Origin of the sequence: Micromonospora sp. NPDC049282 (assembly GCF_043197045.1) — a bacterium.
Lineage (GTDB): Bacteria > Actinomycetota > Actinomycetes > Mycobacteriales > Micromonosporaceae > Micromonospora.
In genome coordinates this window covers 273,620-295,122 of the sequence record NZ_JBICSL010000004.1, presented here as the reverse complement: position 1 = coordinate 295,122, position 21,503 = coordinate 273,620, and the positions used below count along the sequence as shown (strand labels likewise).

Here is a 21,503-nt window from a genome sequence, read left to right as displayed (position 1 = left end):
GTCTACGGGCAGGGTGGCCGGTTCGGAAGCGGTACGCGTCAGGCGGGCGGGATGGCGACGACCTCGACGTCGACGCCTTCGGCACGAAGCGTCTTCACCGCCTGGTAGAGCGCGACCTGGGTGAAGGTGAAGAGCGAGTCCACCGTGAGAGTGCGTCCGGCGCTCAGCGCGATGGCGTAGACGACGGTGCGCGGGCGGAAGTCCTCGGGCAGGTCCGGCCCGCCGGGCTGGGCGCGGACGAGGTCGCGGAACCGGGTACGCGCCTGGGCGTCGTAGCGCAGCGCGTCGTACGAGGTGACGCCCTGCGCGAAGAGGTGGCTGAGCGGGGAGCTGCCCGATGCCCGCTTCACGTGGATCAGCTCGCCGTCCGGGCCGAGCAGGTCGCACGCCTCGATACCGCGCGGATGCTGGCGGGTGCGGACGAGCTTCTTGTCCAGCAGCACCAGCCCGGAGTCACCCTTCGCGGCCTCCTTGTTGTAGGTGTCCTCGTTCGGCAGGTGTGCGGTCCAGGGCGGCAGCGTGATGCTCGACGGACGGTCCAGGATGCGGCTGATCTCCACACGCAGGAACTCCCGGTGCCGTTCCCCGATCTCGTACCACCGGCCCTCGTGCAGCAGCAGGTGGTTCGCGTCGACCGCCACCTCCGCGGTGAGCCAGCGGGACACCGGTGTCGACGCCATCTCCTCGGTGCCGGCGGCGTCGGCGTAGAGCGTCAGCGTCCCGTTGCGCAGCCCGCTCCACCGGTCGCCGTCGAGCGCCCGGGTGGTGTGCGCGAGGATGCCGTCCAGGTCCAGCTCCGTGGTCAACGTCGGGCGCCGCCCGGAGCGGGGCACCCGGATCCGGTACGACCGGACGTGCTCGACGTCGGCCACGAGGCTGCCCGGCACGGCGACGCCGAGATCCGGCGGGTCGGCCAGCGCCAGCCGCCGGTCCAGTTCGTCGGCCAGCGCCGTCTGACGCGGGTCGTTGGAGCGCAGTGGCCGGATCTGCTCGATGAACTCCAGATCCGCCGGGGGTGATTCCTGCCGGCACACCCGGTCGATCTCCCGCAGGTCGGCCAGGAGCCGTTCCGGGGTGACGCCCAGCGGGATGCGCAGCGACTCGCCGCCCTCGACCTTCACCGCACCACCGGAGTTCCGGCACGCGGTCAGGTCCGGGTTGTCGGTGCGGCCGCACACCTGGCCGACGATCTCGCCCCACTTGTCGATGCCGTACCGCCAGATGGGCTGGCCGCCCGGTACGAGGCTGCGGTCCACCCGGCCGCTGGCGCCGAGCATCCGCCGGCGGACCTGCCGGATGTCGTCGGGCCGGAGCGCCCGCACCGCGAAGCGGACGCCGAATGTGGGATCCACCTTCTCCTGCTCGACCATGAACCGGCCCAGCGTGCCGAAGGTCAGGGCGTACGCCCGGTCGTCCACGGCCAGCAGCAGCGCGCCGCCGCCGCTGCGGTAACCGAGGGCCACGTCCACGCCGACCAGCCCGGACAGGATGTCGCACCACTCGGCCCGGGTACGCGGCGCGCTGCCGTGCACCAGGAGCGCCGGCGCGTCGGCGACCCGGTGCGGCGTCGGCTCGAAGCCGTGTCGCCGCAGGTAGTCGGCGTTGAGCGCGGAGGCGAGGCCGTCGACGGTGGACGGCACAGTGAGCCGGTAGACGGTGGTCGGGTAGGTGTCCACCCGCGCCGGTGGGAGCGTGGGGTCGAAGAGCGGGAGCTGGTCGGGAAGACGGCGGTCGCCGCCGTCGTCCGGGTTGGTCGCACTGCGCATGTCGATCTCCTCGTGTAGAGATGGGGACGGCGGTGGTGCGGAGGGGGTCACGTCGAGGGCGGGCTTCGCGGGGCCCGCCCCCGACCGGTACGGAGGTCAGCCCAGGGCGACGGTGACGCCGCCGGAGAACGCGGAGTCGTGCAGTTCGAGCCGGGTGAGCTTGACGGTCTTCGGGATGTCGAAGACGAACACGCCGGTCACCTGGTTGCCGGGGTTGATCTCCTCGAAGAACGTGCTCTGCTCCTGGTTGGCGTAGAGGCCGGCCTCGGTGTCGGTGGAGTATTCGGTGCCGTTGGCCGCGTAGGCCGTCTGGCTGCTGCCGTCGAGCAGCTGCGCCTTCTTGCCGATGTTCTTGACGGTGATGGTCACCAGGCAGAACTGGCCCTGCGCCTTGGCGCCCAGCGCCGACGACCCGACCTTGGCGACGCCGCACTTGGCGGACTTCACCGTGAACTCGAACTTGCCGTCGCGGGCCGGCTGGCCGATCTTCGCGGTCTTCGGCGTGTCCCCGCCCTGCCCGGCGCCGGTCTCCGCCTTGCCGCCGCTGCTGCTGGTGGTGGCGTCGTCGCTGGTGCCGGCGCCGCAGCCCAGCGCCACGAGAGCGCCGACGATCAGGGCGAGGGTGGTGGTCTTGCGCATCGTGTCCTCCTGCTGTGAACGGTGACGGCGTCAATAAGAGCATCATCCGTGAACACTGTCAACAGACGGGATGCTTGACTGATGTGGCACACTCCGAACGTGCAGGAGACACTGACCATCACCGCAGCGGAGATCGCCCGGCTCGCCGGTGTCGGTCGGGCCGCCGTCAGCAACTGGCGCAAACGCCACGACGACTTCCCCGACCCGGTCGGCGGCAGCGCCACCAGCCCCGAGTTCGACCTCGCCCAGGTCGAGCGCTGGCTGCACGCCCAGGGCAAGCTTCCCGACCTCGCCACCGCCGACCGGCTCTGGCGACACCTCGCCGCCACCAGCGCCTCCCCGGCCGCCGGCCTCGCCGCCGTCGGGGCCCGGCTGCTCGCCCGGCAACGCGGCCAACGCCCTGCCCGCTCCACCGACCCTCAGCTCACCCCGCTGCTGCCGGACGTGGACGAGCTCGCCGACGAACTCGGCCCGCAGGGCGCGTTCGACGCGCTGTGGCAACGCTTCTCCGCACCCGGACCGGGCCGCCCCTTCGCCACCCCCGACGACCTGGCCGACCTGATGGCCGGCCTCGCCGGCGTCGGCGGCGGCTCCGTGTTCGACCCCGCCGCCGGCTCCGGCGCCACACTCCGCGCCGCCGTCCGCGCCGGCTGCACCTCCGCGTACGGGCAGGAACTCGACCCCGACCTCGCCCGGCTCGCCGGACTCTGGCTGGCCGTGCGCGACGTGCCGGGGGAGGTGAGCACCGGCGACTCGCTGCGCGCCGACGCCCACCCCGGCCGCACGTTCGACGCCGTCGTCTGCCACCCGCCGTTCGGCGCCAGCAACTGGGGCGACGACGAACTCGGTCACGACCCGCGCTGGATCGTCGGCACCACCCCGCGTACCGAACCGGAGCTGGCCTGGGCTCAACACGCCCTGGCGCACCTACGGCCCGACGGTCACGCCGTACTCCTGATGCCGCCCACCGTCGCCGGTCGCCGCGCCGGCCGGCGCATCCGCGCCGAACTGCTCCGCCGGGGCGCGTTGCGCGCCGTCGTCGCGCTGCCACCGGGGGCGGCGGCGCCGCACGGCGTACCGCTGCACCTGTGGGTGCTGCGACGCCCGCCGGCCGACGCGCCGCCACCGGCCCGGACGCTGCTTGTCGACGCCGCCGGCGACCTGGCGCGCGTCCTCGACACCTGGCGGGCCTTCAACACGGACGGCGACGTGGACGAGCCCGGCTACGCGCGTGCCGTGCCGGTCATCGAGCTGCTCGACGAGGAGGTCGACCTCACCCCCGCCCGCCGCCAACCCGCCGTCGTGGGCGAGGCGAGCGGAGAGCATCTGGTACGCACCAGAGAGCGCCTCGCCGCCGTCGTCGCCGACCTGCCGGCGCTGATGCCGCAGGTCACGCCCGCGCCCGACGGGGTCGGCGGGGAGTTCCTCACCGTCGGTGAGCTGGCCCGGGCCGGGGCGTTGCAGCTCCTCGGCCCGATCCGTGGCGCCGGCGACAGCGCTTCTGACGGTGACGGGCGGCCGGTGTTGACCGTGCCGGACGTGCTGGGCGGCGTGGAGGCGACCGGGCGCGACGACGGGCGGCTCGGGCAGGAGATCGAGCTGGCGGTCGGGGACGTGGTGGTGCCGATGATCGCGCGGCAGCTCACCGCGCGGGTGGTGACCGTCGACGGGGTTCTGCTGGGGCGCAATCTCTACCTGCTTCGGCCTGCTCCCGACGTGTTGGATTCGTGGTTTCTGGCCGGGCAGTTGCGGACGTCGACGAATGAGCGGCAGGCGTCGAGCCTGTCGGGGACGCTGCGGTTCGACGTGCGGCGGGCGCAGGTGCGAAGGGTGTCGCGGGAGGAGCAGGGGGCGTACGGGGAGGCGTTCCGGCGGCTGGACGCGTTCGAGTCAGCAATCCGACAGGCTGTCTCGCTGGGCGCGGAACTGGCGCAGTTGACCGCGGACGGACTGGCCCGAGGGGCTCTGACACCCACGCCCCGACGTCCGGACCAGCGCAAATCGCCGAAGGGCCAGTAGCTCCTTGATCGTTCAACGATGTACGGTTTTGCGTCCGCCGGACGTGGCGCCGACAGTTCGGATCAAGGGGGCGGGATGACGCTGGGCACCATCGGTGGCTTCGAGTTGGTCAAGCCGCTGGGGTCGGGCGGGATGGGCGAGGTGTTCTTCGCCGTGTCGCCGACCGCCGACCGGGTAGCGCTCAAGGTGATCCGGAAACACCTGATCGAGGAGCCGACGGTCCGGGACCGGTTCGCCGCCGAGGTCGACAGCCTCAAGGTGGTGTTCGGCTCGCGGATCGCCCGCCTGGAGGACGCCGACCCTTACGGTGACCCGGCTTGGCTGGCCGTGGAGTACGTGCCCGGCGCGACGTTGCGGCAGCACGTCGACGCCCGCGGCCCACTGCCGTTGCCGCTGGCCGCCATGGCCGGCGCGATGCTCGCCGACGGTCTGGGCAAGGTGCACCAGGCCGGTCTGCTGCACCGTGACCTCAAGCCGCAGAACATCATTCTCGGTCCGGACGGGCCGAAGCTCATCGACTTCGGGCTGGCGATCCTGATCGACCGCAGCGACTTCCTGACCGAGCCGGGAGCCCTGGTCGGGACGCCCGCCTACATGTCACCGGAGCAGGTGCGGGGTGAGCGGGAGCTGACCGCCGCGGTGGATATCTACGGGCTGGCCGCAACGCTGGTCTTCGCCCTGACCGGGCACGGCCTCTATCCGCCGACCAACTCGTGGAACCTGCTGCTGCGCATCACCGAGCCGAGCGACCTGCCCGACCTGTCGGGCGTGCCGGCCGAGTTGGCACCGCTGCTCGGCGCGATGCTCGCCCACGATCCCGGTGCCCGGCCCGGTCTCGGCGACGTCGGTGCCCGGCTGCTGGCGGTCGCCACGGCGAGCAGCGGCAAGAGCGTGCCGAGCCTGCGGCAGGAGGTCGCCGGGCTCACCTACGACGGCGACACCGAACTGCTCGTCCCACCGGATCTCCAGGACCCGCGGCGGGAGCCGGAGGACACCGCGGTCGACGAGCACGACACGCGCGAAGTGCCCGATCCGGCCCCCACCCTGCCCGACCCGGAGCGCGCCGCCGGCCGAGGCCCCGACGTGACCTGGCTGGTCGACAAGATCCGCCGCCAGTACGCCCGACGCTCGACGCTGTAGGAAGGCTCCACCGATGACCACCTCCCAGGACGCCACCTTCGCCCCGGGCTCCCGCATCGTCGTCCGGGACGAGGAGTGGCTGGTGCGCGGCGTCAGGACCGGCACCGCCGACGGCACCATGATCAAGGCCGTCGGCGTCTCCGAGTTCGTGCAGGACGTCGAGGCCACGTTCTTCACCGGCCTTGAGGACATCACGCCGCTGGTCCCCGAGGAGACGGAACTCATCGCGGACACGTCCTCCCGGTTCCGGCAGAGCCGGCTGTTCCTGGAGGCCGTGCTCCGGCGGACGCCGCTGCCGCGTACCGAGCGCGGCCTCGCGCTGACCGACCGGTTTCTCCTAGACCCGCTGACCTATCAGCAGCGCCCGGTCGAGCTGGCCCTGGCCGGCCTGCGGCCGCGCATCCTGCTCGCCGACGTGGTCGGGCTCGGCAAGACCCTGGAGATCGGGCTGATCCTGGCCGAGCTGATCCGCCGGGGCCGGGGCGACCGGATCCTGGTGGTGTCGCCGCAGCAGGTGCTCGAACAGTTCCAGCGAGAACTGTGGACCCGTTTCGCCATTCCGCTGGTGCGGCTCGACTCGACCGGCATCCAGCGCATCCAGCAGGAGATCCCGGCCGGCCGGAACCCGTTCACCTATTTCAAGCGGGCCATCATCTCCGTCGACACGCTCAAGGACGCCGGCCAGTTCGGCCACCACCTCGACGCCACCACCTGGGACGTCGTGGTCATCGACGAGTCGCACAACCTCATCAACAAGGGCACCCAGCGCAACGAGCTGGCCCGCCGGCTCGCCGCCAAGACCGACGCGCTGCTGCTGGCCAGCGCCACCCCGCACAACGGCGACAAGGAGTCCTTCGCCCAGCTCATCTCGCTGCTCGACCCGGCGGCCATCGCCGACGAGAAGCGGTACGAGGCGAAGGACATCGCCCACCTCTACCTGCGCCGCACCAAGATCAGCCCGGAGGTGCGGGACCAGATCGGCGACCGCTGGGCCGACCGTGGTCCCTCGCAGGCGGTGCACTGCGCGGCCGGCCCGATCGAGGAGCAGATCTTCGACGAGCTGACCGACGTGTGGCTCGCCGGCAAGTGGAGCGACGAGGCGGTCACCGGGCAGCACCGGCTCTTCCCGTACACGTTGGTGAAGTCGTTCCTCTCCTCGCACCGGGCGCTGCACGAGACGGTGACCAACCGGCGGAAGAAGGCCACCGGCGCCGAACGGGCGGCGCTGGACCGGCTCGCGGAGCTGACCTCGGCGATGACCGACCAGGACGCCAGCAAGCTCCGCAAGCTCGTCGAGGAGTTGAAGAAGATCGGCGTCGGCCGGGGCAGCGACATCCGGGCGGTGGTCTTCTCCGAGCGGGTACCCACCATCAAGTGGTTGGCCGAGACCGTCCCGGCGATGCTCGGGCTCAAGCCGAACGCGGTGCGGGTGCTGCACGGCGGCGTCGCCGACCAGGACGAACAGCGGATCCTCCAGGAGTTCGAGCTGGCCGGCAGCGACGTGCGGCTGCTGTTCACCGGCGACGTCGCCTCCGAGGGCGTCAACCTGCACCAGCAGTGCCACCACCTGATCCACTACGACATCCCGTGGAGCCTGATCCGGATCGAGCAGCGCAACGGCCGCATCGACCGCTACGGGCAGAAACACCAGCCGCAGTTCCGCGCGCTCATCCTCACCTCCGACCGGGAGGACGCGAAGGACGACCGTACGGTCTCGGAGAAGCTGCTCGACCGGGAGGCGGTCGCCCACCGCAGCCTCGGCAGCGTCGAGGCGGCCACCGGTCTCTACGACGCCAAGGCCGAGGAGGACCGGCTGGTCCGCGACCTGCTGGCCGGCCGGAGCGTCGACGAGTCCTACGAGGCCGCCCACGCAGAGATCGACGTGATGGCCGACCTGTTCGGCGACGTCGGCACCGCACCGGTCGCGGCGGACATCCCGGTGGCCCGGGTGCCGAAGCTCTTCGACTCCACCGAGGACTTCGTCGACGCGGCGCTCCAGGAGATCTACCAGGACCGGCCCGAGGACCACATCGACCTGCGCCGGGAGGACGAGCTGCTGACCTTCCTCGCCCCCGACGACCTGGTGCACCGGCTCACCGACCTGCCCCGCTCCTACCTGCGCGCCCACCGCGAGGGCGAGGACCTGCGGCTCAAAGTCACCTTCGACCGTCCGCTCGCGCAGCGCAAGCTCGATCAGGCCCGGCAGAGCAAAACCCCGATGTGGCCGGACGTCGCCTTCCTCAGCGACGTGCACCCGATGGTCGACTGGCTGGTCGACAAGGTGCTCATCCGGCTCGGCCGCCAGCAGGCCCCGGTGCTCACGGCCGACGTGGCCGCGCCGACCTACCTGATCCAGGGCGTCTACGCCAACCGCCTCGGCCAGCCGACAGTGGTGCAGTGGATGGCCGTCTCCGGCCTGCCCACCGCGCCGGAGATCCGGCCGATGGACGAGGTGCTGCGCGAGGCAAACGTCGGCCCGGACATGGTCAACCGCGCGGAGGCCGTCGCGCTCGACCCCTACCGGCAGCTCCTGCCGCAGGCTGTCCGCGTCGCCCGCGCCCATCTGGAGGGCAAGCGCGACGAGTGGGCCGCCGCGAACGCCGAGCCGCTGGAGCAGTACCGCCGGCAGTTGGCAACGTTTGAACAGGCCAGCCTCTTCGACGAGCTGCCCGCGGCGCACCGCGCCAAGCGCCGCGAGCACGCCCGGCACACCGTCGCCGAGCAGCACGACCTGCTCGACCGCCTGGAAACCGCGGGCGACCCGCTGCTGCGGGTCCTCGCCGTCCTCGTCCCGTCCCCGGAGAGTGCCGCATGAGCTTCGACGCGTTGACCAACCGCGGTGAATACCTCTCCGCCCACTACCTGGCCGAGATCCTGCCCACCACGCTCAAGGGCGGCCTGCTCAAGCAGTGGACCGAGCGGGAGAAGGCCGGCGACCGCACGCCCCGCACCGGCCTGCGTGGCCTGCGCCGGCCCTACTTCGACGCCAAGTCCGAGCTGGCCGACGGCGAGTTCTTCGACCCGGAGCGGCTGCGCAAGCTGCACCAGGAGCTGTTGAAGGCGCTCGGCTTCGAGCCGAACCCGCAGACCATCACCGTCGAGCGCGCGGGCCAGGAACACCAAATCGCCGTCGCGCACGCCGAGCTGACCTCCACGCACGGTATCGTCGCGCTCGACTGCGGCTGGGCCGTCGACGCCGAGGCCGCCCAGGACCCGGACGACGCCGGCCGGCTGCTCACCCCGGTCACCCTCAGCAGCACCGAGACCATCGACACCGGCGCGAAGCTCGCCTCCTGGCTGTTCGCCGCCGACAACCCGAAGCTCCGGTACGTGCTCATCCTCAGCGGCGGCGTGGTCACGCTCGCCGACCGCGTCGCCTGGGGCGAGGGCCGCTACCTGGCCGTCAGCCTGGACACCGCCTACGCCCGCAACGACGACAAGGAGTACGACGTCGTCGCCGCCCTCTTCGGCGCCGACTCGCTGCGTCCACCCGCCGAGGGCGGCACCGAACCGCTCGCCGACCTGGTCGCCGGCTCCCGGCAGCACGCCGTCGGCGTCTCCAGCGAGCTGCGCGAGGGCCTGAAGGTCTCCGTCGAACTCATCGCCAACGAGGTCCTCGACCGCATCCGGCAGGCCGGCTACCAGCCGCAGAACGTGATGGTCCTGGACGAGCTGGCCAAGGAGCTGGGCCGGGAGGCGCTGCGTTACCTCTACCGGATCCTGTTCCTGCTCTACGCCGAGGCCCGCCCCGAGTTGGGCGTCCTGCCGGTCAACGACCGCGAGTACGTCGAGGGCTACAGCCTCGCCCGCGTCGGGGACCTCGTCTCCCGTCGGCTCGCTCCCTCCGCCGAGGACGGCTTCCACCTGTACGAGTCGCTGGACCTGCTGTTCCGCATGGTCAACGACGGCCACCGCCCGCGCGGCGGCGCGGACGTCGACGACAAGGCCAGCGAGGGTGAGGGCCTCCGCTTCGAGCCGATGAAGTCGGACCTGTTCCTGCCGGAGAAGACCAAGCTCATCGGCCGGGTCTTCGCGCCGGACGGCGACGAGGACGACCCGGACGCGCCGACCATCGACACCCGGCTGCGCAACAAGGTCCTCTACCAGGTGCTGCGCCGGCTGATGCTGACCAAGGGCGCGAAGCGGCGCCGCGGTGGCTTCATCTCGTACGCCCAGCTCGGCATCAACCAGCTCGGTGCGGTCTACGAGGGCCTGATGTCCTACACCGGCTTCGTCGCCACCGAGCAGCTCTACGAGGTCGCCAAGAACGGCGACCCGAAGGACGGCTCGTGGATGATCCCGGCCTCCAAGGCCGACGAGTACGAGGACAGCGTCTTCGTCTACAAGGAGGACCCGTACACCGGGGTGCGCAGCCGGGTCAGCCACGCCCCGGGCTCGTTCGTCTACCGCCTCGCCGGCCGGGACCGACAGACCAGCGCCTCCTACTACACCCCGCAGTCGCTGACCGAGGTCACCGTCCAGCTCGCCCTGAAGTACCGACTCGACCAGGACGGCACCACCACCCCGGCGCGTGAGCTGCTGGACTGGACGATCTGCGAGCCGGCGCTCGGCTCCGGCGCGTTCCTCAACGAGGCGATCAACCAGGTCGCCGCCGAGTACCTGCGCCGCCGCGCCCGGGAGCTGACCGTCGACCTGGACCCGGAGCAGTACCAGGTAGAACTCCAGCGGGTGAAGGCGTACATCGCGCTGCACAACTGCTATGGCGTCGACCTCAACCGGACCGCCGTCGAGCTGGCCGAGGTGTCGCTCTGGCTCAACGTCATGCACGCCGGCCTCCAGGCCCCCTGGTTCGGCCTGCACCTTCAGCGCGGCAACTCCCTCATCGGCTGCGGACGCAAGACCTACGAGCCGAAGCAACTCGCCGACAAGTCGTGGCTCACCACTGCCCCGGCCGAGATGCCGTTCCGCGACGGGCCGATCGACGAGGGCACCATCCACCACTTCCTGCTCCCCGCCGACGGGTGGGGCGCGGTCGCGGGAGAGAAGGAAGCCCGCGAGCTGGCACCCGCCGAGACCGCGAAGCTCAAAGCGTGGCGTACGGCGATGAAGCGCGTGCCGTCCGCCAAGGGCAAGAACTCCCAGGTCAAGCGGTTGCAGGCGCTGGCCGGGCGGGTCGAGTTCCTGTGGGGGCTGGTGCAACAGCGTCTTGCCATCTCGGAGCGGGAGATCCGCCGCGACATCACCGTCTGGGGTGCGGACGACCTGCCGCCGGTGACCGAGGCGGTGGCCCGGGACAAGATCCTCGCCGACCTGACCGCGCCCGGCACGCCGTACTGGCGGCTCAAGACGCTTATGGACGTGTGGTGCGCGCTGTGGTTCTGGCCGCTGGACAAGGTTGGGCTGTTGGACGGCTCCGACCCGGTCTATCCGGCCGCGCCCGTCCAGGTCTCGCACGTCAAGGACGTCCCGGCGTACGAGGAGCCGGTGGTCTACGAGGCTGCGGACATCTTTGGGAACGTGGAGCCGCAGCAGATGAAGCTGCCAACCAAGGCGATCGGGACCCGGCGGATGAGCGTGGCGGAGCAGTTGCGCCGACTGGTGCCGTTGACGGACTTGGACGATTGGCTGACGTTCGCGGAGGCGCTGATCGGCCGCAGCGACGTGGATGAGGCTACCGAGCGGTTCTACGGGCGGAAGCTCACGAGCCTAGACGAGATGAGCGAGTTCGAGCGGAAGCTCGATGGGGTGATTGGCGTTGACTCGCCCTGGGCTCTCTCCGATCGCTTTCCTTGGCTCCTCGGCGCCGACCAGATCGCCGAACAGCAGGGAGTATTTCACTGGGAGCTCACTTTCGCCCAGGCCTTCGCGAAGGGTGGCTTTGACCTCCAGGTCGGCAACCCACCATGGGTACGTCCTGACTGGAAAGAAGATGTCGTGCTCGCGGAGCGGGAACCCTGGTTCCGACTGGTTCCGAGAGCGCCGGCAGAGCTATGGCAGCAGCGGAAGTCCCGCCTTCTTGAGCAGCGCGAAGCCCGCGCAATCTTCCTGCGTGAAATGACCGTCAATTCAGGTGTAGTGGCGTTTCTGAGTAGCCCGGCCACATTCCGACTGCTGGAGGGCACGCGTCCCGACTTGTACCGTGCGTTCATGTGTCAGGTATGGGCGCATCTTGGTGTGTGCTCCACTGCTGGATTAGTGCACCCTGATACTCATCTAAGCGGTGTTAAGGAGGGCGTGCTGCGGGCGGTAGCATATAGGCGTCTCCTCGTTCACGGAGGCTTCGTCAACGCTGCGAACTGGGCCTTCGATGATGCTGGTCGGACGCTGGAGTTTGGCGTTCACATATACGGGGCACCTCGAAATATTCGGTTTCTTCACCTCAGCCAGTTGTTCTCTGCGAGTTCCTTGACGGGCTCGATTGAGCATAATGGGGAAGGCGCGCCCCCGGGCCAGAAATTTCAGGGCGGCTGGGATAAGCGGCCACATCGCGATCGAGTCGTGGTCGTCGACGAAGTTACGCTGAGGGAGTGGCAGCGGATTCGCGGTGAAGGTGACGGCCAATGGGAAAGTGCGCCTCTTCTTTACCCTATCACTGTGCACGAGGAGCGCGCCATCGCTGCTCTCGCTTCCTTTGGCCCGAGACTGGGCGCGTCCCGTCCTCAAATTAGTGGCGGGTACAACGAGACTACCGCGAAACAAAACGGTCTTATCAGCTATCGAGTGGGTCAGGTTGGATCGCTGTCCGAGGCTGTCATTCAAGGGACTCACTTTGGAATCGCGACCCCATTCGCAAAGCAGCCGAACGACCCCTTCCGTAACGGAAAAGACTGGATCGCTAGGGACCTAGTCTCACTTCCTGCGCATATCGTCCCACGAACTACGTATGTGTTGCACGGCCGTGAGGCATTAAGCAAGAAAGGGCAGACTGTTTGGGAGGGTGGTCGTCGGTATACGGAATATTACCGAGTCGCCTGGCGAGTAATGATTGATCCTAAGAGCACCGAGCGATCTCTATTTGCAGCAATAATGCCGCCAGGTCCCTCGCATGTCGATGCTGTTGGCACGCTTGCGCTGCCGGATAATCGATCTACATCGCTTACTTGCGGCCTGTGGAATTCTCTTCCGTTGGATTACCTTCTGCGAATTACTGGTAGGTCGCACCTGCGAGTCTCCGAAGTCAACGCCATGCCTGCGGCTGACCCGGAACATCCGTTGGCGTCGGCATTGCTACTTCGCACCCTTAGGCTTAATTGCCTGACAGATGCCTATGCGGACCTCTGGGCGGAGGTCTTTAATGATGCTTGGGCGACTGAAGATTGGGCTGCAAAATGGCCGTCCCTAGTTCCGCTTTCAAACGGCACTTCCTACTGGAGCAGGAGCACTCCGCTGCGTGGGGAGAGGGAGCGGCGGGCCTGCCTCGTGGAGATGGATGCATTGGTTGCGGTGTGGCTAGGCATTGGGGTCGATGAACTAATTGCCATCTTGCAATCGCGGTATCCGATCCTAACTGCTCGGGAAGAAAATATGTGGTTCGACGCTGAAGGCCGTAAGATCGCCGCTGACCCCTATGCGTTCGGCAATGGTCAGGCGAAGGTGCACTACGAGCAGTTGATGGCTTACCTTGACAATCCGGCCCGGAATCCGGTGCCTGTGGGGTATGTAGCACCGTTTTACAAGGCAGATCGAGAAAAGGAGTATCGGCAGGCTCACGCCGTCTTCAGTAAGCGATTTCAAAGTGCGCTTGACGGAGGGTTGTAGTCGTCCTAGCGCTCTAATCGATCCAGGCCAACGGTAATTAATCAAAAGTAGGCGGCGGCAGGGAGCGCTTCTCTGTGATCGGTAGAACGCGCTCGGTATGACGTCGGATGGACTCAGGTCTTGGTTATGCGGAGGAACCTTGCCCAGGCGGCGGGCGAGAAGGTGAGGGCGGGCCCCGCCGGGTCCTTGCTGTCACGTACGAAGACGACGCCGGGCAGATTGTCGGCGACCTCGATGCAGTTGCCGCCGTTGTCGCCGCTGCGGGTGCTCTTGCGCCACCGTGCGCCGGTCAGATCAGCCATGATGAACTTCTCCGATGATCTTGTTGATCAGTTGCCTTGACTGCTGCTCATCATGGGCCAAGGACGTGAGACTTGCCCATACCTCTTCGTAGACAGCGACCTCGTCCTTGCGATCGAGGTAGAGCGCCCCGGTCAGGGACTCGCTGTAGATGACCGGAGGATCGGGCTCGACCCGGTTGCGGAGCGGGAAGTCCAGCATGACGAAGGGGCCGGCCACTGCGCCGAAGTGCAGGCCAGCGGTTAGTGGGAGCACCCGGATCGACACGTTGGGAAGCCTGCCCACGTGGAGCAGGTGGCGTAGCTGCTCGGTCATGGTGGACGAGCTGCCGACGATCCGGAGGAGAACCGCCTCGGAAAGGACGGCCTCGAACTTCGGTGCGGGTGGAAGACGGCGTTCCAGGAGCGCTTGACGCTGCAACCGCACCTCGACCAGGCGCTCGCGCTCCTCGCCCGACATTCTCGATCGGTGCTGGTAGACGCCCCAGGCGTAACCTCTGGTCTGAAGCAGCCCAGGTATCAGGGTGTCCTCGTACTCCCGGAGGCGTGACGCGGCGGACTCCAGGCCGACGTACAGCTCGAACCAGTCGGGGATGGCGTCGCCGTAGGAGTGCCACCAGCCCTTGGCCTTGGTCTCGGTGGCCAGGGCGGTGAGCGCGCCGGTCAGCTCGGGCGTCGCTCCGTACAGCTCGCACAGGGCCTTGACGTCGACGCCCCGGACGGCGCCGATGCCGGTCTCGATGCGCCACAGCTTCTGCCGGCTGCACTGCACGGCCTCCGCCGCGCCGTCGAGGGTCATCCTCGCCTCGGTGCGCAGCTCGCGTAGCGCCCGCCCGAGCTGTCGCCTCGGGACCGTCGATCCCATGTCGTCGGCCATCCGCCGCCCCTCTCCGCGTTGCATTTTGTTACATCCGGAAGCCGCCATCGCAACGTTAATCCCTTGCTATGACTATTCTTCGGGAAGCGTGCCCACAAAACGAGTACCGACGTCCGACCCTACAAGGCCACGTGGCACCAGTCACGCTCGTGCAATTCCCATGCCGGGGTCGTGAAAATGATCGACTTCCGAAAACCGCGAATGCGGATCGGTATATCTTCTGACAGTCATCGCGACCGGGTGCGGTGATGATTGTCGGATGCCGAAGTGCCGTGCGCGGTGCCAGGACAACACCCTCTGCAAGAACCGCGTGCGGATTCCTGGGCTGCGCTGCCACCGGCACATCGGGTTGCCGGAGGCCGGGCCACGGCATCCGAAGGAGCGGAAGGCGCGGGGGAGGGCTCGCGCGACCCGTCGGAGGCGGCGGGTCGCCGTCATGGGCGCCGTACCCGGTGGTGTGGGTGGTGGCGCCCGGGCGCGTCGGGAGCAGGAGCGTGTCCCGAAGGCCGCCGAGTTCTGCGCCTCGGTCCTCACCGACGGGTGGGTCGAGGTCGTGTCGGACCGCGCCACGGTGTACGTGACCGAGGAGACCTGGACGCGACTCTTCCGCCGGCGACGGCGGAGGCGGTGCACGCTGCTGGCGCGGATGGCCGGGGCGATCCTGGCGGGCAAGAAGAAGCTGCACGACCTGGTCGGAGCGATCGGGGCCTGGCTCGCCTCACTCCTGGGCGGCGACCGGGTCGTGCAGTCGCTCGCCCGCGAACTCGCGTCACGCATTCCGCTGCCACCCGACGCCAAGATGGTCGCGGCGGCCCGAGGGCTTCAGGTGACCGGGGTGCTCTTGTGCCTGGTCAACGGGGACGACCTGACGAGATGCCAGTGCTTCATCGACCTCGCGCTGGAGGAGACGAAGACTCAGGTCAAGAAGATCTTCGTCGCCGCGTTGGAGGACTGGACCGGTCTGGCGCAGTTTCCGGCCAAGCCCTCGGTGGTGGAGCGAGGCGCGTACGGGACGGCGGGCGGCTGACGGCGGTGCGTACCCGCTACGGCCACGACGGCGGGGGCGGGCCGAACGCGCGGCGACCGGCCTTCACCGCCAGGGTGGCCATGGCGGCGTTGGCGCCACCGCCGATCAGCGCGCCGATCCCGAACGGCGCCACCCGGCCGAGCACGATGATGCCCTGCTTCGTCCCGTACTTCGTGATGAAGTTCCTGCCCAGGATCTTGTTGATCTGCCGCAACGTCTCCAGCGGCACCTTGGCGACCACCTGACGCCCCCAGTGCTGCCCGGTGCGCTCGGCGACCTTCGTGATGGTGGCGGAGCCAGACCCGCCGAGCATGATGCCCATGACGATGGTGCGGCGGCGCTCGATCTCGTCGATGCCGACCCCGTGGACCTCGGCGATCGACATCGCGAAGAGCGCGCTCAGTTCGAGCGAGGAGAGCACCTCGCCGGCCGACAGCGCCAGCGCGATGCCCGTGCCGACGCCTGGTGCGGCCGCGGCCCCGCCAACGGCCGCGCCCGTTCCGGTCAACGCGCTGACGTACATCCGCTCCAGGTTGCGGATCACCTCTTCGGGTGTCGCCTCCGGATTCCGCTGGCGGGCCCGGGCGATGTTCTTGCGCACCAGCGGGCTCTGGACGGCGATCGCCTTGTCCAGGAGGTCGAGGACCCGCTGCCCGGGTACGGCTGCGTCCGGAACCGGTCCGTCGAGGGCATCCGAGGTCATGCCGGGAACTCCTTGGTCGAGGCGCGTGGGGGTGGGCGGTCCGAGCCGCGTCGCGCTCGGCCGCAGTGGGTCAGGCTATGCGGGCGCACCTGGTCGCCGAAAGATCAGAAGCGTCCGTCCATTCGGTACGAAAGGTCACCGGGTGACCACGTCGTGTTCATCCGGTCCCACCGATGGGACCTTGACACCAGTGGGCGATGTAGTCGGCTTCCGTCACACCGATCGCCGCAGCGCAGCCAGCCCGCAGGAGACCAGGATCGCGGCCAGCACCAGCCCGATCCGCAGCCACGGCACGTCCCGGGCCGGTCGTACGCCGATCGACACCGCGATCCCGAGCTGCGCGGCGATGACCAGACAGATCGCGACGCTAAGGAGTCGGTAGGCAGTGCCGAACTCCGGCCACCACATCACGGTCCCGAACAACGCCGGGACGAGCATCAGCAAGCTCAACAGGATCAGGGGCACGGCGAGTTTCCAGCGGAGCCACGCGCTCATGGGCGTCCAGCCCGGGTGTCGGCGCCGCATCGATTCGGCGTGACAGTTCCGTGACTGACCTGAATGGTTGGCGTTCTCAGGAACAACGGCACGACCCGAGTGGTGAAGGCACGACGCCGCACGCGAAGCAGGCGTCGGGACGGGGAGTCCGTACGGTGCGAAGAACTGGCGGGGGCGGGCTCGGCCGCAGGGAGTGCCGAGCGGATTCCACCTGCTTCCTGGTGGCCGTAGGCCAGCCGCGTGCCCTGATCTCCTGAGTCAGTTGCTTGATGCCGATGCCGGGTTGGCTTGCCTGAACGGCGCGGACCACGTCCGCCAAGGCGTGTCGCTCGCGGCTGGATGTGCCGGTCTTCGCCGGCTTTCGGGTGGCGGCAGGGGCAGAGACCACCTTGATGGTTCCTCGGGCCTTCGTCTTCGGTGGAGGGTTGGTAGGCGGGTGGATCACCGTGATGGTTCCGCCGTCCCTCGTCCTCGTCTTCGCAGGCTTCGGGTTCGCGCTCGGCGGGGTGGTCGCCGTAGTGGTCCCGCGTGACTGCACGCTCGGCCGGGCCGGATGCGCACGCAGCGCCTTGCGGACCTGCTCTTCGGAGACGTCGAGCCAGCCGCTCTGCCGGAGGTGGCGGACGAGCGTCTTGTCCTTGATGCCGGGCATCCGGCCCCGGAGTTCGCGGGCGGCATCCGCCAGACCGCGTTGGGTGGGCACCTTGCCTCGCATGCTGCCCCGCGAGGTGAGGGCGGAAGGGCGCGCAGGAGGGACAGCAGCCGCCCGCTCCGACGGCTTCAGCCGATCGAGCCAGGTGTCGGGGGTGCGGTCGGGTCGGTCGTCGTTCTCCCAGTCGCGCCGGAAGTCGGCCGAATCGCGGCCCTCCGCGTTCGAATACCAGTCGGCGATGGTGCGCCTCATGACCAAGGTGCCCTCCGATGACGTCGGGGTGGATCACTGTACGTGAGGCAGTCGACACTATGGCGGGCGCGCAACACTTGGAAGTCACCGATCGTCCTGGCTGGACATCGAACGGCCGATCCATCGATACGGCTACCTGGCTGATCCGCTCCAGCGGGCGATCGCGGTAAACCGTCGTCAACCTTCTCTGTCCGGTCGTCGGTTGTCCTGCGCAGCTGACGCCACCCTTGCGCGCAATCGTTCTGCCCGTGGATCGGGAAACCGAGTGAGGATTCTGGTCGCCTCGTCCCAGCAACGGTGTGCCTCCTCGGCATGACCGATGCCGGCCAGTGCCGTCGCGAGGTGATCCAGCGTCACCGCGAGTGGCCAGTCGTCGCCGAGCTGCCGATGGACCGCGGCGGCCCGTCGGTGGAAGGCGATCGCATCCTCGGGTTGGCCCAGCGCCCGGTACGCCTCACCGGCCTCGTCGAGCGCCATCGCCTCACGGCTCAGGTCACCCAGCCGACGCTGGATCGTGGCCGCCCGGTGTGCCGCCTCCAGGGCCGCCGCAGGGCTGCCGAGCGCACGCTGCACGCGGGAGTACTCGACCAGCCAGTGCGCCAGCCACAGCGGGCTTCCGCTTTCGGCGACGGCGAGCGCCGCCTCAATCGCAGTGAGTGCTTCGCCGGTGCGGCCGAGTTCCCGCAGCGCCATGCTGAGGAAGAACAGCGAATTGCCCTCCTGGCCTCGATCGTCGATGTCCCGCTGGACCGCGAGCGCCTGCTCCAGCAGCGACACCGCGTCGTCGAGGTCGCCCAGCTCGTACCGTGTCTCCCCGAGGTTGCTCAGTAGCAGCGCCCGCCAGCGGCGGTCGCCGCGGCGGTTGAAGATGTCGAGGCTCTCGCCGAAGTGGGTGAGCGCGTCGTCGAGCCGGCGGTGGCGAAGCGCCAGCAGCCCCAGGGCGTTGACCGACACCGCCGTGCCGTGTTCGTCGCCGATCTCCCGCCGGATCGACAGCGCCGCCCGGTGGGAATCCTCGGCCTCGGCCAGCCGGCGGGCCTGGAAGTAGGCCTTGCCGAGGCTTTCCAATGCCTCGGCCTCGGCGCGTCGGTCGCCCAACGTCCGGGCTGCGGCCAAGCCGATCCGCGCGGTGGTGAACCACCCGTCGAAGGCGTTGCGGTGCATGAAGACGCTGCGCAACAGCACCGCCAGGAGCCACGCGATCCGTGGCAGACCCGCATCGGCCGCCGCGCGGGTAACGGCGACGAGGTTGTTCTGCTCGGCGACGAGCCAAGCGTCCGCCTCCCCGGCGTCGGTGAACGCGAGCGGTGTGACGTCGGTCGGCGGCTCCAACTGCTCGGTGCGGTAGAACGGCAAGCTGCGGCCCAGCGCGGCGTCCGCCGTGTGCAGATGCCACGCGAGGACTCGGGCCAACGCCGCCTGCCGGCTCTCCTCGCTCTCCAGGTATCTCGCCTGATCGATCGCGTACGCGCGCAGCAGGTCGTGAAGCTGGTAGCGGCCGGGTGCGCCCTGCTCCAGCAGGTGAGCGCCCACGAGCGCATCGAGAGGCTGCCGGACCTGCGTCACCGGCACACCGGCCAGCGCGGCTGCGGCCGGTGCGCTGACATCCGGCCCGGGATGCAGCCCGAGCAGACGGAAGAGACGAGCCGCCGACGGGCTGAGCGCGCGGTAGGACCAGGCGAAGACGGTACGGACGGCGTCCGCCTCCTCGCCTTCCTCCGTGGTGAGGGCGTCCCACAGCGCCGACTCGTCCCGCAGGTCCTGGATCAGTTCGGCGAGCGGCATCAACGGCCGACTCGCGGCCCGTTCGGCGGCAATGCGCAGCGCCAACGGCAGGCGCGCGCACAAACGGGCGAGTTCGGCCAGCTCTTCCGGGTCGTCGCCGGCGCGATAGCCGGCGGTCACCTCGTGCAGCAGCTTGACCGCATCGCCATCGGACAACATCGGCAGCGTCAGTCGCCGGCCGCCGTCGCGACTGACGAGGCCGGACAGCTTGCTACGGCTCGTGACGATCACCAGGCAACTGCTCGTACCCGGCAGCAGCGGCCGTACCTGCCGGACCGTGGCGGCGTTGTCCAGCAGCACCAGCACTCGGCGGTCGGCCAGCCGGGAACGGTACAGCGCCGCCCGGTCATCCAGGTCGGCGGGTACGGCGGACGGCGGGATGCCGAGCGCCCGGAGGAAACGGTCGAGCACCTCCTCCGGTCGGCTCGGCTGCCCCGGGTCGTAGCCACGCAGATTCGCGTAGAGCTGCCCGTCAGGGAACCGCTCGCGTACGGCGTGCGCCCACCGCAACGCCAGCGCGGTCTTGCCGACGCCGGCGGTGCCGCAGATGACGGAGAGGCCGACATCGACAGCTTCGCCAGCGAGAAGCCGGTTCAGCGAGCCGAGTTCCTCGACCCGGTTGACGAAGCCACGGACGTCACCGGGCAGCTCGCGCGGCGGGATGTACACGGAAGAGGTGCCGCCGGGGTGGAAGTGCACCCCGCCGTAGACGTCACGGGCCTGCACGAGATCGGCGGGACCGGACGATGTGGACCGGTTGACGTGGTCCGGTCGCCGGTCGTCCTCATCCCTGCCGGCCATCGAGCTCAGTCCAGGTGCGGAGGCTTCAGTGGCGCCACCGCCAGCGCGAAGTATTCGTCCAACGGCTCACCGTCGGCATAGAGCGACTCGATGAACTGCTGACAAGCTGCCACCACCGCAGGGTCACGCCACCGACGGGCCGCTTCCAGCACGCCGTCGGCGTCGTAGATCGCCTCGTACATGACGTCGCCGCCCAAGGTGTACAGCTCCGGCAGCGGTCCGTCCGCCTCTGCGGCGGCGACCCGTTCCGCCCCCACCACCCGGGTCAGGCCGCCGTACTCATGGCGCAGCCGCAGCACGTGCAGCTCCCATTGCAGGTACGGAGTCAGCGGCTCCTCCGCCACTCGTACCCGCCGGGTGGTGAACCCGCTGTCGGCGATGCGCCGGTAGTAGTCCGCGAATTCCGGACGCCGCGCGTCGAGGATCCGCAGCGACTCCTCCCACCGGCCGGCGGCAAACGCCTGCCAGCCCTCGTCGAAGGGTTCCCTGAACGTCTGCTGCCGCTCCAGCTTCCAGAATCCCGGCGGACCGGTCTTCCAGAACTGTTGTTCGAAGTCGGCCCAGTAATCGTCGAGGACCAGCAGTTCGCCGGGATCTCCGCCGAGGAGTTCACGCATCCGGGATGTCCACCTTCGCCGCGATCATGGTTGATCGAGGGATGATGACAAGCCGCTCGCCGGGGTCGACGGAGACGCCGTCGGGCAACCGTTCCCGGTAGGCGTCAGTGAGATCCTGGCCGATCACCGCGAGATCCCCGTTGCTCAGCTCCCAGATGTCGGGGCAGCTGCCGTCGCCGGAGGTGTTGCCGAGTTCGTGCGACGACTTTCCCCAGCGGCGACTGAGCTGGGCGGACGGGTCAGCCTCCCACCGGCGTGCCTGCATGCCGACCTCCTGGACGCGTGTCTGATCGAACACAGATAGTAACATCGATGGATGGATGATCCGTTGATGCTCGCGGCGGCGACGACGCTGGTCGGGTGGACGGCCACCAATCTTGCCGAGGGCGCCCGGTCCGCCGTGAACGAGCTGACCGACTTCCTCCGACGTCGCTTCCTAGGCGAGGCGTCAACGCGCGAGCTGGTCGATGCGGCGTTGGACCGATCGTCTTCGGACTCGATCCGTCGTCTCGCTGCGCTCCTTGACCAGGAGGTGTTGCGGGACCCGGAGTTCGACACGGAGCTCCGGGCCCGCTTCGAACGGGTGCACGCCGTCGTCGCGGCCAGCCGGGGCGACGTGACGAACGTGGTCTCCGGCGACGTCAGCGGGTCGGTGGTGCAGGCGCGCGACGTCCACGGAGGCATCTCCTTCGGCGCGGGTCGGCCCTGAACT

At 69.1% G+C, this 21,503-nt stretch carries 16 protein-coding genes; 6 read left to right on the top strand and 10 right to left on the bottom strand.

The window, feature by feature from the left end; genetic code table 11:
• Nucleotides 1-38 precede the first annotated feature (38 nt).
• Nucleotides 39-1,766, bottom strand: coding sequence for a DUF6119 family protein (locus ACGFI2_RS10585; protein ID WP_393513897.1), 1,728 nt, complete (start codon nucleotides 1,764-1,766; stop codon nucleotides 39-41).
• Nucleotides 1,767-1,862: 96 nt separating this feature from the next.
• On the bottom strand, nucleotides 1,863-2,405 hold the full coding sequence (locus ACGFI2_RS10580; protein WP_393513894.1) for a DUF4352 domain-containing protein: 543 nt from the start codon (nucleotides 2,403-2,405) through the stop codon (nucleotides 1,863-1,865).
• 99 nt (nucleotides 2,406-2,504) lie between these two features.
• On the opposite strand from ACGFI2_RS10580, the gene ACGFI2_RS10575 reads away from it, so the two are divergent.
• The 4 genes from ACGFI2_RS10575 to ACGFI2_RS10560 all read left to right on the top strand — a co-directional run bounded on the left by ACGFI2_RS10575 (nucleotide 2,505) and on the right by ACGFI2_RS10560 (nucleotide 13,283).
• Nucleotides 2,505-4,424 carry an N-6 DNA methylase gene (locus tag ACGFI2_RS10575; RefSeq protein ID WP_393513891.1) on the top strand — a complete coding sequence of 640 codons (1,920 nt, stop codon included), beginning with the start codon at nucleotides 2,505-2,507 and terminating at the stop codon, nucleotides 4,422-4,424.
• Between the two features lie 75 nt (nucleotides 4,425-4,499).
• Nucleotides 4,500-5,564: a serine/threonine-protein kinase gene (locus tag ACGFI2_RS10570; protein WP_393513889.1), complete on the top strand. Its 1,065-nt coding sequence runs from the start codon at nucleotides 4,500-4,502 to the stop codon at nucleotides 5,562-5,564.
• Nucleotides 5,565-5,577: 13 nt separating this feature from the next.
• On the top strand, nucleotides 5,578-8,379 hold the full coding sequence (locus tag ACGFI2_RS10565; protein ID WP_393513886.1) for an SNF2-related protein: 2,802 nt from the start codon (nucleotides 5,578-5,580) through the stop codon (nucleotides 8,377-8,379).
• The gene (locus ACGFI2_RS10560; protein ID WP_393513883.1) at nucleotides 8,376-13,283 is read left to right on the top strand and encodes a class I SAM-dependent DNA methyltransferase; all 4,908 of its coding nucleotides are present in this window, start codon (nucleotides 8,376-8,378) and stop codon (nucleotides 13,281-13,283) included. The genes ACGFI2_RS10565 and ACGFI2_RS10560 overlap by 4 nt, the downstream gene beginning before the upstream one ends.
• Nucleotides 13,284-13,396: 113 nt before the next feature.
• On the opposite strand, the gene ACGFI2_RS10555 is transcribed toward ACGFI2_RS10560, so the two are convergent.
• Nucleotides 13,397-13,585 carry a DUF397 domain-containing protein gene (locus tag ACGFI2_RS10555; protein WP_393513880.1) on the bottom strand — a complete coding sequence of 63 codons (189 nt, stop codon included), beginning with the start codon at nucleotides 13,583-13,585 and terminating at the stop codon, nucleotides 13,397-13,399.
• Nucleotides 13,578-14,459: a helix-turn-helix domain-containing protein gene (locus ACGFI2_RS10550; protein ID WP_393513877.1), complete on the bottom strand. Its 882-nt coding sequence runs from the start codon at nucleotides 14,457-14,459 to the stop codon at nucleotides 13,578-13,580. The genes ACGFI2_RS10555 and ACGFI2_RS10550 overlap by 8 nt, the downstream gene beginning before the upstream one ends.
• Nucleotides 14,460-14,895: 436 nt before the next feature.
• Between ACGFI2_RS10550 and ACGFI2_RS10545 the strand changes: the two genes are divergently transcribed.
• Nucleotides 14,896-15,486 (top strand): hypothetical protein, encoded by a 591-nt coding sequence (locus ACGFI2_RS10545; RefSeq protein WP_393513875.1) that lies wholly within the window; start codon nucleotides 14,896-14,898, stop codon nucleotides 15,484-15,486.
• 16 nt (nucleotides 15,487-15,502) lie between these two features.
• On the opposite strand, the gene ACGFI2_RS10540 is transcribed toward ACGFI2_RS10545, so the two are convergent.
• The 6 genes from ACGFI2_RS10540 to ACGFI2_RS10515 form a co-directional block, all read right to left on the bottom strand.
• Nucleotides 15,503-16,189: a hypothetical protein gene (locus ACGFI2_RS10540; RefSeq protein ID WP_393513872.1), complete on the bottom strand. Its 687-nt coding sequence runs from the start codon at nucleotides 16,187-16,189 to the stop codon at nucleotides 15,503-15,505.
• Nucleotides 16,190-16,402: 213 nt separating this feature from the next.
• Nucleotides 16,403-16,684 (bottom strand): hypothetical protein, encoded by a 282-nt coding sequence (locus ACGFI2_RS10535; RefSeq protein ID WP_393513869.1) that lies wholly within the window; start codon nucleotides 16,682-16,684, stop codon nucleotides 16,403-16,405.
• Between the two features lie 76 nt (nucleotides 16,685-16,760).
• Entirely contained in the window at nucleotides 16,761-17,588 is an 828-nt protein-coding gene (locus ACGFI2_RS10530; RefSeq protein WP_393513866.1) for a hypothetical protein, read from the bottom strand.
• Between the two features lie 177 nt (nucleotides 17,589-17,765).
• Nucleotides 17,766-20,174: an ATP-binding protein gene (locus ACGFI2_RS10525; RefSeq protein WP_393513863.1), complete on the bottom strand. Its 2,409-nt coding sequence runs from the start codon at nucleotides 20,172-20,174 to the stop codon at nucleotides 17,766-17,768.
• 5 nt (nucleotides 20,175-20,179) lie between these two features.
• Nucleotides 20,180-20,791, bottom strand: a complete 612-nt coding sequence (locus ACGFI2_RS10520; RefSeq protein ID WP_393513860.1) for a DUF6879 family protein — start codon at nucleotides 20,789-20,791, stop codon at nucleotides 20,180-20,182.
• Complete coding sequence (locus ACGFI2_RS10515; protein ID WP_393513858.1) at nucleotides 20,784-21,056, bottom strand: hypothetical protein; 273 nt, start codon at nucleotides 21,054-21,056, stop codon at nucleotides 20,784-20,786. Before ACGFI2_RS10515 ends, ACGFI2_RS10520 begins: the two co-directional genes overlap by 8 nt.
• 51 nt (nucleotides 21,057-21,107) lie before the next feature.
• Here ACGFI2_RS10515 and ACGFI2_RS10510 point away from each other — a divergent pair, with 51 nt between their 5' ends.
• Nucleotides 21,108-21,500 carry a hypothetical protein gene (locus ACGFI2_RS10510; protein ID WP_393513855.1) on the top strand — a complete coding sequence of 131 codons (393 nt, stop codon included), beginning with the start codon at nucleotides 21,108-21,110 and terminating at the stop codon, nucleotides 21,498-21,500.
• The last annotated feature ends 3 nt before the right edge of the window (nucleotides 21,501-21,503 follow it).

Bases quoted from the DNA above. Each gene is read 5' to 3' on its own strand.
- ACGFI2_RS10555 (WP_393513880.1), bottom strand. From the start codon at position 13,585: ATGGCTGATCTGACCGGCGCACGGTGGCGCAAGAGCACCCGCAGCGGC.
- ACGFI2_RS10515 (WP_393513858.1), bottom strand. From the start codon at position 21,056: ATGCAGGCACGCCGGTGGGAGGCTGACCCGTCCGCCCAGCTCAGTCGC.
- ACGFI2_RS10525 (WP_393513863.1), bottom strand. From the start codon at position 20,174: ATGGCCGGCAGGGATGAGGACGACCGGCGACCGGACCACGTCAACCGG.
- ACGFI2_RS10520 (WP_393513860.1), bottom strand. From the start codon at position 20,791: ATGCGTGAACTCCTCGGCGGAGATCCCGGCGAACTGCTGGTCCTCGAC.
- ACGFI2_RS10545 (WP_393513875.1), top strand. From the start codon at position 14,896: ATGGGCGCCGTACCCGGTGGTGTGGGTGGTGGCGCCCGGGCGCGTCGG.
- ACGFI2_RS10570 (WP_393513889.1), top strand. From the start codon at position 4,500: ATGACGCTGGGCACCATCGGTGGCTTCGAGTTGGTCAAGCCGCTGGGG.
- ACGFI2_RS10530 (WP_393513866.1), bottom strand. From the start codon at position 17,588: ATGAGGCGCACCATCGCCGACTGGTATTCGAACGCGGAGGGCCGCGAT.
- ACGFI2_RS10560 (WP_393513883.1), top strand. From the start codon at position 8,376: ATGAGCTTCGACGCGTTGACCAACCGCGGTGAATACCTCTCCGCCCAC.
- ACGFI2_RS10585 (WP_393513897.1), bottom strand. From the start codon at position 1,766: ATGCGCAGTGCGACCAACCCGGACGACGGCGGCGACCGCCGTCTTCCC.
- ACGFI2_RS10550 (WP_393513877.1), bottom strand. From the start codon at position 14,459: ATGGCCGACGACATGGGATCGACGGTCCCGAGGCGACAGCTCGGGCGG.
- ACGFI2_RS10535 (WP_393513869.1), bottom strand. From the start codon at position 16,684: ATGAGCGCGTGGCTCCGCTGGAAACTCGCCGTGCCCCTGATCCTGTTG.
- ACGFI2_RS10540 (WP_393513872.1), bottom strand. From the start codon at position 16,189: ATGACCTCGGATGCCCTCGACGGACCGGTTCCGGACGCAGCCGTACCC.
- ACGFI2_RS10565 (WP_393513886.1), top strand. From the start codon at position 5,578: ATGACCACCTCCCAGGACGCCACCTTCGCCCCGGGCTCCCGCATCGTC.
- ACGFI2_RS10510 (WP_393513855.1), top strand. From the start codon at position 21,108: ATGGATGATCCGTTGATGCTCGCGGCGGCGACGACGCTGGTCGGGTGG.
- ACGFI2_RS10580 (WP_393513894.1), bottom strand. From the start codon at position 2,405: ATGCGCAAGACCACCACCCTCGCCCTGATCGTCGGCGCTCTCGTGGCG.